At 67.7% G+C, this 17832-nt stretch carries 13 protein-coding genes; 4 read left to right on the top strand and 9 right to left on the bottom strand.

What is annotated here, in order from left to right:
* Positions 1–126: 126 nt before the first annotated feature.
* From parC to parE, 3 genes are read right to left on the bottom strand one after another with little or no spacing between them, the layout of a single operon-like run.
* Positions 127–2448, bottom strand: a complete 2322-nt coding sequence (gene parC, locus HV783_RS10560; protein WP_116793137.1) for a DNA topoisomerase IV subunit A — start codon at positions 2446–2448, stop codon at positions 127–129.
* 35 nt (positions 2449–2483) lie between these two features.
* A complete protein-coding gene (locus tag HV783_RS10565) occupies positions 2484–3095 on the bottom strand; it encodes a YcxB family protein (protein WP_054503941.1) in 612 nt (203 codons plus the stop codon).
* Entirely contained in the window at positions 3095–5056 is a 1962-nt protein-coding gene (parE, locus tag HV783_RS10570) for a DNA topoisomerase IV subunit B (RefSeq protein ID WP_054503942.1), read from the bottom strand. The genes HV783_RS10565 and parE overlap by 1 nt, the downstream gene beginning before the upstream one ends.
* Positions 5057–5382: 326 nt before the next feature.
* Here parE and trxA point away from each other — a divergent pair, with 326 nt between their 5' ends.
* Together trxA and rho are read left to right on the top strand one after the other, a co-directional pair.
* Complete coding sequence (trxA, locus tag HV783_RS10575) at positions 5383–5709, top strand: thioredoxin TrxA (RefSeq protein WP_006387817.1); 327 nt, start codon at positions 5383–5385, stop codon at positions 5707–5709.
* A gap of 117 nt (positions 5710–5826) precedes the next feature.
* Positions 5827–7086, top strand: a complete 1260-nt coding sequence (gene rho / locus HV783_RS10580) for a transcription termination factor Rho (protein ID WP_006387816.1) — start codon at positions 5827–5829, stop codon at positions 7084–7086.
* Between the two features lie 196 nt (positions 7087–7282).
* On the opposite strand, the gene HV783_RS10585 is transcribed toward rho, so the two are convergent.
* Together HV783_RS10585 and HV783_RS10590 are read right to left on the bottom strand one after the other, a co-directional pair.
* Positions 7283–7591 carry a hypothetical protein gene (locus HV783_RS10585; protein ID WP_254603864.1) on the bottom strand — a complete coding sequence of 103 codons (309 nt, stop codon included), beginning with the start codon at positions 7589–7591 and terminating at the stop codon, positions 7283–7285.
* 92 nt (positions 7592–7683) lie between these two features.
* The gene (locus HV783_RS10590; RefSeq protein WP_175189099.1) at positions 7684–11304 is read right to left on the bottom strand and encodes a YhdP family protein; all 3621 of its coding nucleotides are present in this window, start codon (positions 11302–11304) and stop codon (positions 7684–7686) included.
* A 100-nt stretch (positions 11305–11404) separates the two neighbouring features.
* On the opposite strand from HV783_RS10590, the gene glnE reads away from it, so the two are divergent.
* On the top strand, positions 11405–14170 hold the full coding sequence (glnE, locus tag HV783_RS10595) for a bifunctional [glutamate--ammonia ligase]-adenylyl-L-tyrosine phosphorylase/[glutamate--ammonia-ligase] adenylyltransferase (protein WP_175189094.1): 2766 nt from the start codon (positions 11405–11407) through the stop codon (positions 14168–14170).
* Positions 14171–14273: 103 nt separating this feature from the next.
* Positions 14274–14948 (top strand): epoxyqueuosine reductase QueH, encoded by a 675-nt coding sequence (locus HV783_RS10600; protein WP_054503945.1) that lies wholly within the window; start codon positions 14274–14276, stop codon positions 14946–14948.
* 40 nt (positions 14949–14988) lie between these two features.
* Here HV783_RS10600 and HV783_RS10605 read toward each other — a convergent pair whose 3' ends face one another.
* The 4 genes from HV783_RS10605 to mauD form a co-directional block, all read right to left on the bottom strand.
* Positions 14989–15960, bottom strand: a complete 972-nt coding sequence (locus HV783_RS10605; RefSeq protein ID WP_054503946.1) for an AraC-like ligand-binding domain-containing protein — start codon at positions 15958–15960, stop codon at positions 14989–14991.
* 139 nt (positions 15961–16099) lie between these two features.
* Positions 16100–16519: a c-type cytochrome gene (locus HV783_RS10610; protein WP_231132995.1), complete on the bottom strand. Its 420-nt coding sequence runs from the start codon at positions 16517–16519 to the stop codon at positions 16100–16102.
* A 167-nt stretch (positions 16520–16686) separates the two neighbouring features.
* Positions 16687–17202: a methylamine dehydrogenase light chain gene (locus tag HV783_RS10615; protein ID WP_049075261.1), complete on the bottom strand. Its 516-nt coding sequence runs from the start codon at positions 17200–17202 to the stop codon at positions 16687–16689.
* Complete coding sequence (gene mauD, locus HV783_RS10620; RefSeq protein ID WP_064526301.1) at positions 17186–17824, bottom strand: methylamine dehydrogenase accessory protein MauD; 639 nt, start codon at positions 17822–17824, stop codon at positions 17186–17188. Before mauD ends, HV783_RS10615 begins: the two co-directional genes overlap by 17 nt.
* Positions 17825–17832 lie beyond the last annotated feature (8 nt).

Below are 17832 nucleotides of genomic sequence, written 5' to 3' on the forward strand. Positions count from 1 at the left end.
GGTGTTTATTAATAGACTGATTGGTCTATCTATTAAATATCGGCGACGCGAGCACGGTCAAGCGCACCCCAGAAAAAAGGCGGCCCCCAGGGGCCGCCGTTCATCGATGGCGCCGACCGGCCGCGGTCAGCCCAGCACCGGCGACAGCAGCGGCTGCTTGGGCCGCACGTCCAGCGCCCGCCCCTTGCGGGCGCGCTTGCCCACGTACACCGCCAGCGCCGCGCCCGCCAGGATGTCCTCGGTGTGCTTGTTGCGGTAGATGCCCGCCGCGCGCAGGCCCAGCGCGCCGATCGGCACGGTCTGATCCAGCTTGTCGGCGCCATCCAGCCCCATCAGGATGGTGCCGCGTCCGCCGCCGGACAACGATTTGACCTCGTCCAGCCCGAACACCAGGAACTTGCCCTTCTGCGACAGCAGCGCCAGTTGCGTGGCGCCCTCGAACAGCGGCACCGGACGCAACAGTTCGTCGCCCGCCTCCAGCGTGATGAACTGCTTGCCGGCGCGCTGGCGGCTGGTCATGTCCGACAGCTTGGCGGCAAAGCCATAGCCGCCGCGCGTGGCCAGCAACCAGCGGCTGTCGGCCGCCGCCGCGATGGTGTGGACGATGCGGGTGCCGCTTTCCAGGTCGATCATGGTGGTGACCGGCTGGCCGTCGCCACGCGCCGAAGGCAGCCCGGCCACCGGCACCGAGTAGACACGGCCGTTGTCGCCCATGGCGATCAGCGTGTCAGTGGTGCGGCATTCAAAGGCGCCATAGAGATCGTCGCCCTGCTTGAAACCGAACTGCGAGGCATCGTGGCCGTGGCCCTGGCGCGCGCGCAGCCAGCCCTTCTGCGACACGATCACGGTGACCGGCTCGTCCAGCACCTTGGTCTCGAGCACGGCGCGCTCGGCGGTCTCGATCAGGGTACGGCGGTCGTCGCCATACTGCTTGGCGTCGGCCTCGATTTCCTTGATCAACAGACGCTTGAGGGTGTTGGGATTATCCAGCAGTTCCTGCAACGCAACCTGCTCCTTGCGCTTGTCCTCGAGCTCCTGCTCGATCTTGAAGCCTTCCAGGCGCGCCAACTGACGCAGGCGCATTTCCAGGATGTCCTCGGCCTGCCGCTCGGACAGATTGAAGCGCTCCATCAAGGCCGCGCGCGGCTCGTCGGATTCGCGAATGGTCTGGATGACCTCGTCCACGTTCAGGTAGACCACCATGCGGCCTTCCAGCACGTGGATGCGGTCGATGACCTTGTCCAGGCGGAAGCGGGTGCGGCGCAGCACGGTATTGGTGCGGAACGCCAGCCATTCGGTCAGGATGTCGCGCAGCCCCTTCTGGCGCGGACGGCCGTCGGTGCCAATGCAGACCAGGTTGACCGAGGCGCTGCTTTCCATGCTGGTCTGCGCCAGCAGCGTGTTGACGAACTCGTCGCGGTCGACGCGCGAGGTCTTGGGTTCGAACACCAGGCGCACGGCGGCGTCCTTGCCGGATTCGTCGCGCACCGCATCCAGCAGGTTCAGCATCACGGCCTTGGCCTGCGTCTGCTCGGGCGTCAGGCTCTTCTTGCCGCTCTTGACCTTGGGGTTGGTGATTTCCTCGATCTCTTCGAGCACCTTCTGGCACGAGGTGCCCGGCGGCAGCTCGGTGACCACCAACTGCCACTGGCCGCGCGCCATTTCCTCGAACTGCCAGCGCGCCCGCACCTTGAGCGAGCCGCGCCCGCCTGCGTAGATCTGGGCAATGTCGGCGGCCGGCGTGATGATCTGGCCGCCGCCGGCGAAGTCCGGGCCGGGGATCATGCCGAACAGCTCGGCGTCCGGCAGTTGCGGGTGCTTGATCAGCGCCACGCAGGCCTGCGCCACCTCGCGCAGGTTGTGCGGCGGGATCTCGGTGGCCATGCCGACCGCAATGCCGGATGCGCCGTTCAGCAGCATCACCGGCAGGCGCGCCGGCAGCATCTGCGGCTCCTGCTGGCTGCCGTCGTAGTTGGGCACGAAATCGACCGTGCCTTCGTCGAGCTCGTCCAGCAGCAGCTTGGCGATCGGCGTCAGGCGCGCTTCCGTGTAGCGCATGGCGGCGGCGTTGTCGCCGTCGCGCGAGCCGAAGTTGCCCTGGCCATCGATGAGCGGATAGCGCAGGGAGAAGTCTTGCGCCATGCGCACCATGGCGTCATAGGCGGCCTGGTCGCCGTGCGGGTGGTACTTGCCCAGCACGTCGCCGACGACGCGGGCCGACTTGACGGGCTTGGCGCCCGCGCCCAGTCCCATGGCCTGCATCGCGAACAGGATGCGGCGCTGCACGGGCTTCTGCCCGTCGCCGACGTCGGGCAGGGCGCGGCCCCGCACCACGGACACTGCATAGTCCAGATAGGCCTGTTCGGCATAGCGCGCCAGGGTGATGGCGGCATCGCCGCCCCCGTCGGGCGCGGCGTCGAACAAACCTTGTTGATTGCTGTCGGTCATGATGGTTTCAGGTAGACAAATTCATTGAAACGGCGTCATTGGGGACGCGCGGCGCCCAGCAACTGGGTATCGGCCACGTGCTCACGCAACTGGGCGCGCACCGCGTCCAGGGTGGCGGCGTCCTGCCCGCGTTTGGGAATGATCACGCCTTGCAGCGTCCCCAGGATGACATACAGATGCTGCGGCGTTTCCTCGACCCGCCGCACGTCGCCCCAGTCGATGCGCCCCGAGGCGTCGGCAATGCTGTCCTCGATGCCGTCGGCGCCGAACACCAGTTGGTGGCGCCCCAGGAACAAGCCGTCGGGCCGCTTGGCCAGCATGCGGCGCGTGTTCATGCGCACCAGGCCCGGCAGCACGAACTCGTAGGCCAGCGCCAGCAGCGCCAGGATGCCCAGGCCGACCGCCAACCCCTCGAAGTACACCGGCAGCAGCAGGCCCCAGTTCGGGCCGTGCCCGTCCCAGGTCTGCCAGACCAGGTAGCCCAGCAGGACCACCACCATCAACACCGCGAAACGCAGGTGCGACAGGTAGCGGCGCCGGCGCAATTCGGGCCGCTTGTACACGTAGGCCGCAAATTCGGCGTAGTCGTCGGCGGTCAGGTCGACCGCCATGGCGGCGGACGGCGGCGGGGACGAGGGCAACGACATCAGATGTCCAGCTCCGCCAGGTTGCCCTTCTCTTCGATCCAGGCGCGGCGTTGCGAGGACTCGCCCTTGCCCATCAGCATGTCGAACATGCGGGTGGTGTCTTCAGGCGTCTGGTCGCCGTAGCCCACCGGCAGCAGCCGGCGCGTGTCCGGATTCATGGTGGTTTCCCACAACTGCTCGGGGTTCATTTCGCCCAGGCCCTTGAAGCGGCTGACCGACCAACTGCTTTCGCGCGAGCCTTCCTTGCGCAGCTTGTCCTGCGCCGCTTCCAGCTCGCCTTCGTCCAGGCAGTAGATCTTGCGCGCCGGGCGCTTGCCCTGCGCCGGCACGTCCAGGCGGAACAGCGGCGGCTTGGCGACGTAGACGTGGCCGGCCTCGACCAGCTTGGGAAAGTGCTTGTAGAACAGCGTCAGCAGCAGCACCTGGATGTGCGAACCGTCGACATCGGCGTCGGACAGGATGCAGATGCGGCCGTAGCGCAGCCCCGACAGGTCAGGCGTGTCGCCCGGGCCGTGCGGGTCGACGCCGATGGCGACGGAGATGTCGTGGATCTCGTTGTTGGCGAACAGGCGGTCGCGGTCGACCTCCCAGGAATTGAGCACCTTGCCGCGCAGCGGCAGGATGGCCTGGAATTCCTTGTCGCGGCCCATCTTGGCCGAGCCGCCGGCCGAATCGCCCTCGACCAGGAAGACCTCCGTGCGGGCGGCATCGCTGGATTCGCAGTCGGTCAGCTTGCCGGGCAGCACCGCCACGCCGGAACTCTTGCGCTTTTCGACCTTCTGCGCCGAACGCTGGCGCGCCTGCGCCTGGCGGATGGCCAGTTCGGCCAGCTTCTTGCCGTATTCGACATTGCTGTGCAGCCACAGGTCGAGCGCGCTCTTGGCGAACCCGCCCACCAGGCGCACGGCGTCGCGGCTGTTCAGGCGTTCCTTGATCTGACCCTGGAATTGCGGGTCCAGCACCTTGGCGGACAGCACGAAGCTGGCGCGAGCGAACACGTCTTCGGGCAGCAGCTTCACGCCCTTGGGCAGCAGGCTGTGCAGTTCGGCAAAGCCCTTGACGGCGCCGAACAGGCCTTCGCGCAGGCCCGACTCGTGGGTGCCGCCGGCCGGCGTCGGGATCAGGTTGACGTACGACTCGCGCACCGCGTTGCCGTCCTCGGTCCAGGCCACCACCCATTGGGCGCCCTCGCCTTCGGCGAAGGTTTCGTGGTCGGCGCCGGCGTACTGCTGGCCCTCGAAGAACGGCACCATCAGTTCCGCGCCCGCCAGCGCCTCGGACAGGTAGCCGCGCAGGCCGTCCTGGTACTGCCAGGTCTTGGTGTCGCCGGTCTTTTCGTTGACCAGCGAGACCTTCACGCCCGGCAGCAGCACGGCCTTGCTGCGCAGCAGGTGGGTCAGCTCGCCCAGCGGGATATTGGGGCTGTCGAAATATTTGGCGTCGGGCCAGACCCGCACGCGGGTGCCGGATTTCTTGCGGCCGCCTTGGTCGTAGGGCGCCAGCGGTTCGGCGACGTCGCCGCCCTTGAACACCAGGCGATTGACGGCGCCGTCGCGCCAGACCACCACTTCGAGGCGGGTGGCCAGGGCGTTGGTGACGGACACGCCGACGCCGTGCAGGCCGCCGGAAAAGGCGTAGGCGCCGCCGCCAGCCTTGTCGAACTTGCCGCCCGCGTGCAGCCGGGTGAAGACCAGCTCGACCACGGGGGCGTTTTCCTCGGGGTGCAGGCCCACGGGAATGCCGCGGCCGTCGTCCTCGACGGAGACGCTGCCATCGATGTGCAGCGTGACCAGGATCTGTTTGCCGTGACCGGCCAGGGCCTCGTCCGCGGCGTTGTCGATGACTTCCTGCACGATGTGCAGGGGGTTTTCGGTGCGGGTGTACATGCCCGGGCGCTGCCGCACGGGCTCCAGCCCCTTCAGGACGCGGATGGACGCCTCGTTGTAACGTGGAGTGGCCAAGTTATCCCCAACATCTGTGGAAAAAAACCGACATTTTACGGATAAGCCCAGATTCTGCGCGGCTCCGGGTGGGATGCGCACGACCTGACCAGCTCCGAATTCGGTAGGATGACGATAGAGACACAGCCAGCGGATCCCGGTTCAACGCCCCGGATCGCGATAACTGCGCCGCGATATCCTACACAAAAGCGGCGAATACTGTTGTTATAAACAGTGGTATGCCTGTTGTTTTTGACAGTGGTATGCTTTAATCCAATCCACAAACAAGAACAACGGCAAGGCGTCCCTCTTTTCGCCTTTTGCTGCCGAACCCGAGAATCACCATCATGAGCGACCAAATCAAGAACGTCAGTGACGCGAGCTTCGATGCCGATGTGTTGAAGTCCGGCCAGCCGGTGCTGGTGGACTACTGGGCTGCCTGGTGCGGCCCCTGCAAGATGATCGCCCCGATCCTGGAAGAAGTCGCCACCGAATACGCCGGTCGCCTGACGATCGCCAAGCTCAACGTGGACGAAAACCAGGGCACCGCCGCCAAGTACGGCATCCGTGGCATCCCCACCCTCATGCTCTTTAAAGACGGCCAGGCTGCCGCCACCAAGGTTGGCGCGCTGTCGAAGTCGCAACTCACCGCATTCCTGGACGGCGCGTTGTAAACTGCGTGCTGTGAACGAAGGCGCCGCCCTGGGGGCGGCGCTGCTTCCATACCGCGCGAGCCCGTCCGTGGCGCGCCGCCAGAACCCTCCTTTACTTTTCCCCCAACACTCACCGCGATGCACCTCAACGAACTGAAGGCGCTGCATGTCTCGCAGCTGCTGGAAATGGCCGCTGGCCTGGAAATCGAGAACGCCAACCGCCTGCGCAAGCAGGAGCTGATGTTCGCCATCATGAAACGGCGCGCCAAGCAGGGCGAGCAGATCTTTGGCGACGGCGTGCTGGAAGTCCTGCCCGACGGCTTCGGTTTCCTGCGCTCGCCCGAGACCTCGTATCTGGCCAGCACGGACGACATCTACATCTCGCCGTCCCAGATCCGCCGCTTCAACCTGCACACCGGCGACTCGATCGAAGGCGAAGTGCGCACGCCCAAGGATGGCGAGCGCTATTTTGCGCTGGTCAAGGTGGACAAGGTCAACGGCGTGGCGCCCGAGGCGATCAAGCATCGCATCATGTTCGAGAACCTGACGCCGCTGCATCCGAACCAGCCGCTGCGCCTGGAACGCGACATCAAGAGCGAGGAAAACCTCACCGGCCGTATCCTCGACGTCTTCGCCCCCATCGGCAAGGGCCAGCGCGGCCTGATCGTCGCCAGCCCCAAGTCCGGCAAGACGGTGATGATGCAGCACATCGCGCACGCCATCACCACCAACTATCCCGACGCGGTCATGATCGTCCTGCTGGTGGACGAGCGCCCCGAGGAAGTGACCGAAATGCAGCGCACCGTGCGCGGCGAAGTGGTCGCCTCGACCTTCGATGAGCCCGCCACCCGCCACGTGCAGGTCGCCGAAATGGTCATCGAAAAGGCCAAGCGCCTGGTCGAAATGAAGAAGGACGTGGTGATCCTGCTGGACTCGATCACCCGCCTGGCCCGCGCCTACAACACCGTGGTGCCGGCCTCCGGCAAGGTGCTGACCGGCGGTGTCGACGCCAACGCCCTGCAACGTCCCAAGCGCTTCTTCGGCGCCGCGCGCAACCTCGAGGAAGGCGGTTCGCTGACCATCCTGGGCACCGCGCTGATCGAGACCGGCAGCCGCATGGACGAAGTCATCTACGAAGAATTCAAGGGCACCGGCAACTCCGAAGTGCACCTGGAACGCCGCCTGGCGGAAAAGCGCGTCTACCCGTCCATCAACCTGAACAAGTCGGGCACCCGCCGCGAAGAACTGCTGATCGCGCCGGACCTGCTGCAGAAGGTCTGGGTGCTGCGCAAGTTCATCCACGACATGGACGAAGTCCAGTCCATGGAATTCATCCTGGACAAGATGCGCGCCACCAAGACCAATGCCGAATTCTTCGACATGATGAAGAAGAAGTAAGCCGTCGCCGCCCGGCGCGCCGGGCGCACGCATCGATCTGGCGAGGATTGCCCCACGGCGGTCCTCGCCAAATGCTTTCAGGGCCGGCGTTTCGAGCCGGCCCGCATTGAATCCACGCAGGGGGCCCGTCGGCCCGCACACTATCCGCGGCGGCGCGCACGGCCGGTCCGCAACCGATCCGCCGCCCGGCCGTCGTTCAGCGCAACTTGGGATCGGGGAACGGCAGCTTGTCCTGGGACATGCTGGGCTGGGCCTTCCACGTCTTGCCCTGCCTGTAGAAGTCCATCTGGTTCTCGTTGACCGCGGCGCCCATCGTCACCGCCACCGTGCAGGCGACCTGCCCCGGGTGGCTGGCCTGCTCGGCGGCCACGCAGGTGCCCAGCTTGACCTCGGACGGGCGCGACAGGCCGGTGCCCGCGAGCATGTCGACGATCGCATCCGTCGCCTCCGGAATGGTGGGCAGGGCCAGGTTCTGGGCCTGGGCCCAGGCGGAAACACTCGTCAATGCGACGACGGTTGCCAGGCGGATGCGGGACTTGGCGATGCGAAGACTCCATCCGGTCTGTATCCCAATGTCAGGTGGCGGCGGCCGCCGGATCAGTGCTCGATGAACTCTTCCAGGCTGCGCGGCTTGGGTGTCTGCTTGGGCGCCGGCTTGCCCGAGTCGTCGATCGGGTCGATCTTGGGATCGTCCCAACTGCCGGTCACGGCGTATTCCATGGTCATGGCGCGGGCCAGCGGCTGCTTGAGCAACCATTGCGTCACGAAGGCGCCCAGGCCGATCAGCGGGTTGACCGCCAGCGCCGTCACCATCGCCGCGCCGCTGGCGTCCAGGTTGGGAATCACCACCGCCTTCAGGTTCCAGCGCTCCTGCACGATATTGACGTCGCCCGCCAGCACGATGGCGGCGACCGGGCCGTTGATCTTGTAGCCCTCGGTCTTGAGCGCGCCGTCCGCCAGCTTGAGCTGTCCGCGCACGGTGTCGAACGGGAAACCGTCGCGCAGCAGGTTGGTCGGGTTGACGTCGAGCCGCGCCAGGCGCTGCAGCGATTGCAGCGACAGCAGCTCCAGCAGGCGCGCCGTGCGCGAATTGACGTGCATGAAGCGGCCCTTGTCCAGGGAGATCTCGGCATCGCCGATGACGTCGGCGATATCGTGGGTCCAGGGCAAGTTGCGCCACGTCACATTGGCCTTGACGGCGCCGGTGCCGCCCGACACCACGCGCTCGAAGCCGATGCGGTCCATGAAGCTGCCTACGTTCTCGAACTTGGCAGTGGCATCCACCGTCAGGCCGCGGTCCGGCCCTTCGAGGCGCCAGGCGCCGGTGGCGTTCAAGGTGGCGGCGTCATTGGTGATCGACAGCTTGTCCAGGCGCCACTGGCGGCCACGTTCGAGGTTGGTGCCCAGCACCTGCAGCTCCCCCAGGTTCTTGCCGTACAGGCGGAATTCCTTGGCCTGCAGGTCGATCGCCGGAATGTCCGACAGGTCGTTGCCCGAGGACAGCGCCGTGTCGGCCTCGTTGGCGTCGTCCGCGCCGCCCAGCGCCAGGTGCTTGAAGCGCGCGGTGATCTGGCCGGCGATGGCGCCGGAGGCTTCGCGCCACGACAGCGAGCCCGCCGCCTGGCGCGACTGGATATCCACGCGCCATTGGGCCGGGGCCGGCCGGGTGGCGTACAGGGTCAGGTCGTTGAGCGTATAGCCGCTGGCGCGCAGCACGCCGGTGGCCAGGCTGATGCGCTCGGCCACGGGCAGCAGCGGCCGCGGCGCCGCGCGTCCCTTGACGGGTGGCGGGTCGAAACCGTCGGACACCTTCTCCCAGGCATCCATGTCCAGTTCCGGCAAGCTGGCGCTCAGGCTCAGGCCGCGCTCGGGCAGGCTGGCTGGACGGTTGATGCCGAGCGCGCCGCGCGCGAAGTACGACGGCGCGGCATCGGCCGGATCGCGCTCGAACAGCGCGTTGATGTTGTCGCCCAGGCTGGCGGTCAGCCAGCGCCGGCCCTTGGCGCCGCGGTCCTGCGCCGCGCCCCATTGCAATTTGAGCGGCCGCGCCAGCGGCGCCGCCTTGCCGACGGGCGCCGGCATGTCGATGGCCAGTCCGGTCAGGTCGGACTCCATCGACAGCTCCACCGAACCGCCGCGCTGGTAGCCGACCTTGCCCTTGTAGGCGGTCTTGCCCGAAAAGCGCCCCATCGACGGCGTATTGCTGATCTGCGTCAGTCCGGACCCGGCCAGCACGCCCTCGAAGCGCAGGGCATCCGTCGGCTGCGCCAAGCTGCCCGAGATCTTGACCGGGCCGCCCAGGAACTGCGCGCGGATTTCCTTGGTGCGCACGCCCTTTTCCGAAAACTCCAGGTCGCCGTGCATCTGGCTGAGCAGCGGCATTTCCGGCATGAAAGTGAAGGTGTTGTCGGCGAATTGGATCTTGCCTTCGACCTGGGTGTCGTCGGTGTTCATCAACGGCACTTTCAGCTTGAGCGGCATGCGCCAGTTGCCCGTGCCGCGCGCCTCGTCGAGCGCGCCGTCCAGCAACTGGCCCAGCGGCGAGCTGTCCGACAGCGCCAGGTAGGCCGGCACCGTCCCGCTGGTGTCGCCGCTGACCGTCAACTCGGCGTTGTGCTCCATGTCGGGAATGCTGGCGGTAACCGCCCCCAGCGTCACCGTCTGGCCCGGCCCGGTATGGGCCACCGCGCCGCCCGGACTGTCGAGCACCAGCCCGACCTTGTCGACTCGGAAGTTGCCCGACAGGTTCTCCAGCATCGGCCAGCCCTTGCGATGCGGCCGGGCCGGCGCGTAATCGACCTTGGCGCCGGTGTAGGCGCCGGCGATGACAAACTCTCCGGTGGAACCTGGAGCGCCGAAGGGGAATTCGTCCAGGTCGCCCTTGAGGGTGATGGCGGCCGACTCCATCTGGCCGGCCGGCAAGCCGGTCGCGAGCCATTCGCGCGCGTCCGCATTGACCTCCAGCGGCAGGTAGCGGTGGATCGCATTCATGGCGCCACGCACCAGCGTGCCGCGCATGTCGACGCTGCCCGCGGCGCTCTTGCCTTCCTTGCGCCACTGGCCCCGCAAGCGGACGTCGAGATCGTCGTTGACGACCCGCAGCTGGCCCACCTCGACAAACCAGTCGCGCGCGTCGGCGCCTTTGACGTGGGCATCCAGCGCGATCTCGCTGGCGCCCAGCTCGGGCTGTTCGAAGATGCCGGGCAAGGCCACGCGCAATTGCTCGACGCGGCCGCTGACCGACAGGTCCGCCGCCCCCGCGCTGCGCGCCAGCGGCACCTGCTCGCTCTGAACGAAATCGCCCGGCGTGCCTTCGATGCGGAACTGCGCGTAGCCGGCCCGCGCCGCCGGGCCATCCGGCGCCGGCGCCCAATCGACGCCACGCGCCGCGACGTCGGTGGTCAGCTTGGTGAAGGCGCCATGATCCAACTGCAGCCAGGCGCGGGCGCTGACGCGCCCCTTGATGGCCGGCGGCGACATCCAGGGCGCCCAGGCCATCGGCTCGGCGTCATCCAGGGCAGCGTAGACCTGCCCGCTCCAGTTGGCCGGACTGGCGGCGCTGGCGCTGAACAGGCTGCGGTTGAACTCGCCGCGCAGGTCCACCCTGCGCGCCAGCGCCGGATCGGCATCGGCGCGCAGCACGAAACGGTGCGACAGGCTGCCGTTGCGCACCAGGAAATCGACATTGCTCAGGACCAGTTCAGGCGCCCGGCGCAGTTCGTCCTGCCAGCGGATGCGGGCGCCGCGCACCAGCAGTTCGCGCTGCGTGGTCAGCCAGCGCAGCGCCGGATGATCCAGGTCCGAGCGGTGATCGCTGGCATTCAGGTCGATGCCCTGCCCCGCCACCCACAGGCGGTTGTCGGCATCGCGGCGCAGGGTCAGTTCGGGTTGTTCCAGGCGTAGCCGCACCAACTTTGGTGACAGCGTCAGCAGGCTGCGCCAGGCCAGCACCGCCGACACCGAAGGCAGCGTCAGCACCGGCGCGGCCTGGTCGTCGTAGACCTGGACCGAGGAAAGATCCAGGCGCGGATTGAGCCCTTGCCAGTCCGCCTGGATGCCGCCGATCGTGACGCGGGCGCCCAACGCCTGGCTGGCGTAGGCTTCGATCTGGGGACGCCACTGGTCCACGCGCGGCAAGACCCAATAGCGCACGCCCAGGAGCCCGATGGCCACGACGCCGTACACGGTCAGCGCCGCCCAGAACAGGCAGCAGAGCACTTTTTTTGAAACAGACACGGATCGGTGGGCAGGAGAATAGTCTTGCGGTATCGTCCCCACTTATACCTGAAACGCGTCCATTCGTCTCCGTCCGATCGCCATGTCCATGCCCGCCCTGTTTGCCCCCGCCCTCGCCTGGTCCGGCCATCTGCGCCGCCGTCTCGACGCCCATCCGGATCTGGCCGCCTGGCTGGCCGAAGCGGTGCAACAGCCGGTCACAGCCGAGCGGCTGGCGCAATGGCAGGCGGAGCTCGCCGGCCCCGGCGCGCCCGACGTCCTGCCAGTGGATCTGTGCCGCCAGGTGCTGCGCAAATTGCGCGAACGCGTCTTCAGCACCCTGATCGTGCGCGACCTGTCCGGCCAGGCGCCCCTGGAAGAAGTGGTGGGCGCGATGACGGCGCTGGCCGACGCGGCGGTGGCCGCCGCCTACCGCAGCGTGGCCGCCGACCTGGCCGCGGTGCACGGCGTGCCGCGCGATCCGGCCACCGGCCTGCCGCAGGAAATGCTGATCGTCGGCATGGGCAAACTGGGCGGCGGTGAATTGAATGTCTCGTCCGATATCGACCTGATCATGCTGTACGGCGAGGAGGGCGACACCGACGGCCCGCGCCGCATCAGCCACCACGAGTTCTATGGCCGCCTGACGCGGCGCATGATGCCGGTGCTGTCCGAAGTCGACGCCCACGGCCAGGTCTTCCGCACCGACCTGCGCCTGCGCCCGGACGGCGACGCCGGCCCGCTGGCCTGGAGCCTGGACGCGTTGGAACACTACCTGATCGGCCAGGGCCGTGAATGGGAGCGCTACGCCTGGCTCAAGGCCCGCCTGATGCCGGCCCAGGCCTTCGAGGGCAGCGACAGCGCGGCCCAGGCCCGCCAACTGGAAAGCCTGCGCGTGCCGTTCGTCTATCGCAAGTATTTCGATTTCGACGCGCTGGCCGCGCTGCGCGCGCTGCGCGAGCGCATCCGCCAGGACTGGCAGCGCCGCGCCTCGGCCCGCAACGGCATTGACAGCGCCAACAACATCAAGCTGGGCGACGGCGGCATCCGCGAAATCGAGTTCGTGGTGCAACTGGCGCAATTGATCCGCGGCGGCCGCATGCCGGCGCTGCAGCAGCGCGGGCTGCTGGCGGCGCTGCACGCCGAACAGGTCGCCGGGCTGGTGCCCGAGGACGACGCGCGCCGCCTGGAGGAGGCCTACCGCTTCCTGCGCCGCACCGAACACGCGCTGCAATACCGCGAGGATGAGCAGACCCACCTGCTGCCGGGCGACCCTGGCCAGCGCGCCGCGCTGGCCGCCGCGCTGGGGCTGAGCCCGCAGGATTTCGAAAGCACGCTGGCCGCGCACCGCCAATTCGTCTCGCGTACCTTCCGCAACGTGTTCCGCATGGTGGGCATGGACAAGGAGGACACCGCCGATGCCGGCGCCGACACGCCCGCCGACGAACCCGACGAGGAATGCGCCCTGGCCGAGCAGATCCGCCAGGCCTTCGGCGAGCAGGCCGACGACCTGTTGCGACGCGCCGAAACGCTGCTGGGCAGCCACCGCGTGCGCAGCCTGCCCGAGAGCAGCCGGCGCCGCCTGGAAACGCTGCTGCCGGCCGCGCTGCGCGCCGCGCGCCAGACCAGCGCGCCGCTGGACGCCGCGGTGCGCCTGTTCGACCTGATCGAGAAGATCGCCCAGCGCAGCGCCTACCTGGCCCTGCTGGCCGAATATCCGGACACCCTGGCGCGGGTCGCGCGCATGGTCGCGGCCAGCCCCTGGGCGGCCCAGTACCTGACGCAGCACCCGCTGCTGCTGGACAGCCTGATCGACTGGCGCACGCTGTTCGAGCCGCTCGACTTCGCCCAGATCGCACGCCAGTTGTCCGCCGACCTCGACGCCTGCCGCCTGCCCGATGGCGACCCGGACATCGAGCGCCAGATGAACCTGATGCGCGACGTGCAGCGCCAGGCCAGCTTCCAGTTGCTGGCGCAGGACCTGGAAGGCGAGCTGACCGTTGAAAAGCTCGCCGACCAACTGTCGGCGCTGGCCGACCTGCTGCTGACGGAAACCATCCGCCGCACCTGGCCGCTGGTGAACAAGATCGCAGGCGCCACGCCGCGCTTCGCCGTCATCGCCTACGGCAAGCTGGGCGGCAAGGAACTGGGCTACGCCTCGGACCTGGACCTGGTGTTCCTGTATGACGATCCGCGCGAGGATGCCGCCGAGGTCTACGCCAAGCTGGGCCGCCGCATGACCTCGTGGCTGTCCACGATGACCTCGTCGGGCCGCCTGTACGAGGTCGACCTGCGCCTGCGCCCGGACGGCGACGCCGGCCTGCTGGCGGTGTCAGTCGAGGCCTTCGAGCAGTACCAGCAGAAGCACGCCTGGGCCTGGGAACACCAGGCCCTGACGCGTGCCCGTTACGCGTCCGGCGACGCCGGGGTCGGCCAGCGCTTCGAGCAGATCCGCGAGGCCATACTGGTGATGCCGCGCGACACGGCCAAGCTGCGCCAGGAAGTGCTGGCAATGCGTGAGAAGATCAACGCCGGGCATCCCAACAGCACCGACAGGTTCGACCTGAAGCACGACGCCGGCGGCATGGTCGACGTCGAATTCGTGACCCAGTACCTGGTGCTGTGCCACGCGGGCACCCATCCCCTGCTGGTGCGCAACCTGGGCAACATCACCCTGCTGCGCCTGGCCGGCGAGGCCGGGCTGATCGATCCGGCGCTGGCCGCCCGGGCCGGCGACGCCTACCGCACGCTGCGGCGCGTGCAGCACCAGTTGCGCATGCAGGGCGTGGAGAAAGCCCGCGTGGCGCCCGACCAGTTGCAGGCCGAACGCGCCGCGGTGCGCGAGCTATGGGACGCGGTGCTGGGGTAAGCCGCGGCAAGGGCTTGCTGGCGGCGCGGGCCGCCGCCCCAAGGCCAAGGCGGCAACTCAGCGTAAAATAAGGACTTTTACGCCTTACCGCCTGCTTTCAATCATGTCCGAATTCGTGCGCCCCAAACTCGACCTGCCCGCCGGCCGCCGCAAGGTGCTGATGCACTCGTGCTGCGCGCCCTGTTCCGGCGAGGTCATGGAAGCCATGACGGCTTCCGGCATCGACTACTCGATCTACTTCTACAACCCGAACATCCATCCGGTCAAGGAGTACGAGATCCGCAAGCAGGAGAATATCCGCTTCGCCGAGCAGCACGGCATCGAGTTCATCGACGCCGACTACGACATGGACAACTGGTTCGAGCGCGTCAAGGGCATGGAAAACGCCCCCGAGCGCGGCGAGCGCTGCACCGCCTGCTTCGACATGCGCTTCGAGCGCACCGCGCTGTACGCCCACGAGCATGGCTTTGACACCATCACCAGCTCGCTCGGCATCTCGCGCTGGAAGGACATGAACCAGATCAACGGCTGCGGCGAACGCGCGGCCGCGCGCTACGACGACCTGATCTACTGGACCTACAACTGGCGCAAGGGCGGCGGCTCGTCGCGCATGATCGAGATCAGCAAGCGCGAGAACTTCTACCAGCAGGAATACTGCGGCTGCGTCTATTCGCTGCGCGACACCAATCGCCACCGCCGTGCGCAGGGGCGCGAGCGCATCCACATCGGCGTGAAGTTCTACGGCAAGGAAGACCTCATCAACGAGGAAAACCTCTGATCACGCCGGGTCGTCCCGCCCGCGGGCGGTAGCTCCCGCATCAGGCCGATTCGCCCGGCAGGCGCCCCTGGCGCCGGTATTCCGACGGCGATACCCCATAGCGGTTGCGGAACGCGTGGCTGAAACGCGCCGCATCCGAAAACCCATGACGAAACGCGATCTCGCCGATCTGGCGCCCGGTCTGCGCGGCGTCGGCCAGCATGTCGCGGCAACGCTCCAGGCGCGCGCTGAGGATGAAATCGGCCGGCGTCGTAGCGGCCTGCGCGAACAGGTTGTATAGATAGCGGCGCGACACGCGCAGGGCCTCGGCCGCAGTCGCCGGGGACAGGTCCGGGTCATGCAGGTTTTCGATCAGGTACTGCTGCACGCGGCGCAATTGCGCCTGGCGCATTTCGCGTTGGTCCAGCGCGCCCGCGCCGCCGGCCCGCTCGCTGATATCCAGCCCCATCATCTGCATGACGGCGTTGGCCGCATCGCGCGCCGCGCTGTCCGACAGATGGGCGTGCTCGCTCAGCGCCACCCGCAAGAGGTCCATGGCCATGCGGCCGCAACCGTGGCGGGCGCTGAAGCTGCGCGCCACCGCGTTGCGCATGGCCGGCAGCCAGGCCTCGGATTGCTTGCCCGGCACCTGCATCACCAGGAAATGGGCGTCGTCGTCGACGTCGACTTCGTACGGACGGGTGGTGTCGTAGATGCCCCACTCGCCCGGCATCAGCAAGGCGGTGCGCGCCGCCTGCCGGATCTCGCTGCGGCCATCGAGCTGCAGCGTGACCTTGTAGCCGGACGCCTCGGCACGCTCCGCGAGCAAGCGCGTGCGGCGCACGCGCTGCGCGCCGGTGCGCATTTCGCAGACCTGCATCCAGCCCAGCGAATCCACCGCCACGCTGCTGCGAAAACGCTTTGGATCGGCGGCCGACACCTCCAGCGGCACAAAGGTGTTGCTGATGTTTTCCTTCCAGCTTGCGCAATCCAGGAACTGCTGGGGCGCGCTGCGTAAGAGAGGGTGGGACATGGCGACTCCGGCGCGCGGCATGGAACAAAAGGCGGTCTTCTTTCTATCACCGAGCCCCCGGCCGGGAGTATCCGTGACAACCCCTAGGGCCAGCTCACCCTGCCAGGATCCCCACACAGGCTCCGGGCGCCGCGCGGCCTCAGGGCTTGCGGGCGCTGCCATATGAATAGTCGGACAACGCCAGGCCCAGCGCCGCCAGCTCGCGCGCCAGGCCATGGCGCACCGGCACCACGTCGTCGTAGCGGCGCGGCCGCGCCGCCGCCACCTCGCTCTCCGTATAGGGCGTGAAATCGGCCGGCAATTGCGCTGGACTGAACGTGAGCAAAAGCCAGTTCAACACATTGGCCAACTCGGCATTGCTCAACTGCGAGTAGGCCGCGCCCGGGACCCGGACCAGGTATTCGCGTCCGGCCGGCAGGTGCGTGAAGGCGCCCACCGAATTGCGGAAATCGGGAATGCCGTGCGGCGTGCTGCCGCGGCCGTCGACCCGGTGGCAGCCGGCGCATTGCAGCACGTAGTCCGCGCGCGCGGCCTGCCTCAGCGTGTCGGCGCCGGGCACGCCATTCGCCGCTGCCTGCGGCCCCGCGGCGGCCTGCGCGGCCGCAGGCACCGCTTCGTCGGCGAGCGCTGCCGCCCCCACGGCCGCCGCCCCGATCGCCGCGCAGGCCAGCCCGGCAGCGGCCCCGCGCCACCGCCCTCGCCCGCTGCCCCGTCCCGCCGCGTCCATCATGGCTTCTTCTTGGCCAACCCCACGATCACGGAGGTGGTGCAGTGGAAGATCGACGACTCGTTGGACATGCACCAGTTGACGTCGTTGTGCAGGAACATCTGGTAGCCCGGCCGCTCACGTTCGGCCGAGGCGCACATGCACTTGCCGCAGGCCGTCTTGCCGCAGCAGTCGTTGTAACTGATGAGGTAGTCCTTGCCATCCAGCGGGTTGTGGCAGGTGCCGACCCACGACACCGCCGACGGCGAGGTGCCCGGCGGGCAAGAGGTCATGCTGCCGCCGCAGCACGAGCACAGGAAGCCATCCACCGCGCAATAGCGCCAGTAGTCGCAGGCGGTCTCGTCGGTCTGCGGCTTCTTGGCCGCCGCCGGCGCGGATCGGGCCACCGGCAGCACCGGCACCAGGAAGGCGGTGCCGACCAGCACGCGACCGATGCGGTTGAGCACGCTGCGACGCGACGTGGCGTGGGCGACGGAGCGCGTGGCGCGCTCTCCAAGCTTATCCAACCAGCGCATTGCCGTTCTCCTTGCGTGAAATGCGGGTCTCTTCCAGCGCGCCGCCGGCCAGGAATTCCTGCACCGAGGCCACGCCCAGCTCCTTGGCCGTGAACAGGCTTTCCAACTGTTCGCGCGAATTGATCAGGCCCTTGGCGCGGATCACGCCGGACTCGTCGATCAACACCGCGTACGGCAGCTTGCTGATCTGGAACTTCATGCCCAGCTCGGTCGACAGCAGGTAGGGAAAGCGCTCCAGCCCGGCCTGGCGGTAGAACGCCAGATGCTCCGGCATCTCGCCGTCGCTGGCCAGGACGATGCGCAACCACGCGCTTTCCGTGCCGGCCACCGACTTGAGGATCGGCAAGAGCTTCTTGCACACCGGGCAGGTCGGCGACAGGAAGAACAGCAGTTGGCTGTGCTGGCCGCGCTCGCCGATAGTCAGGCGCCGGCCCAGCAGGTCGGCCAGTTCGAAGCGCGGTGCGGCTTCGCCCACCGCCGGCCCCTTGTCCATGGTCAGCGCCCCCATCGGCGCCACGCGTTCATACAGCACGCCGATCTGGCGCGACAGCGCCAGGATGACCAGCAGCAGGCAGAGCACCACGCCCCACAGCAGAAAATTGGAAATGATCAAGGCTTCCATATCGTGTC

It is taken from the genome of Achromobacter dolens, from assembly GCF_902859745.1.
GTDB classification, from domain to species: Bacteria; Pseudomonadota; Gammaproteobacteria; order Burkholderiales; family Burkholderiaceae_B; genus Achromobacter; species Achromobacter dolens.

Coding starts and splice junctions, on each gene's coding strand:
- parC (WP_116793137.1), bottom strand. CDS start 2,448: ATGACCGACAGCAATCAACAAGGTTTGTTCGACGCCGCGCCCGACGGG.
- HV783_RS10565 (WP_054503941.1), bottom strand. CDS start 3,095: ATGTCGTTGCCCTCGTCCCCGCCGCCGTCCGCCGCCATGGCGGTCGAC.
- trxA (WP_006387817.1), top strand. CDS start 5,383: ATGAGCGACCAAATCAAGAACGTCAGTGACGCGAGCTTCGATGCCGAT.
- rho (WP_006387816.1), top strand. CDS start 5,827: ATGCACCTCAACGAACTGAAGGCGCTGCATGTCTCGCAGCTGCTGGAA.
- glnE (WP_175189094.1), top strand. CDS start 11,405: ATGTCCATGCCCGCCCTGTTTGCCCCCGCCCTCGCCTGGTCCGGCCAT.
- HV783_RS10600 (WP_054503945.1), top strand. CDS start 14,274: ATGTCCGAATTCGTGCGCCCCAAACTCGACCTGCCCGCCGGCCGCCGC.
- HV783_RS10605 (WP_054503946.1), bottom strand. CDS start 15,960: ATGTCCCACCCTCTCTTACGCAGCGCGCCCCAGCAGTTCCTGGATTGC.
- HV783_RS10615 (WP_049075261.1), bottom strand. CDS start 17,202: ATGCGCTGGTTGGATAAGCTTGGAGAGCGCGCCACGCGCTCCGTCGCC.
- mauD (WP_064526301.1), bottom strand. CDS start 17,824: ATGGAAGCCTTGATCATTTCCAATTTTCTGCTGTGGGGCGTGGTGCTC.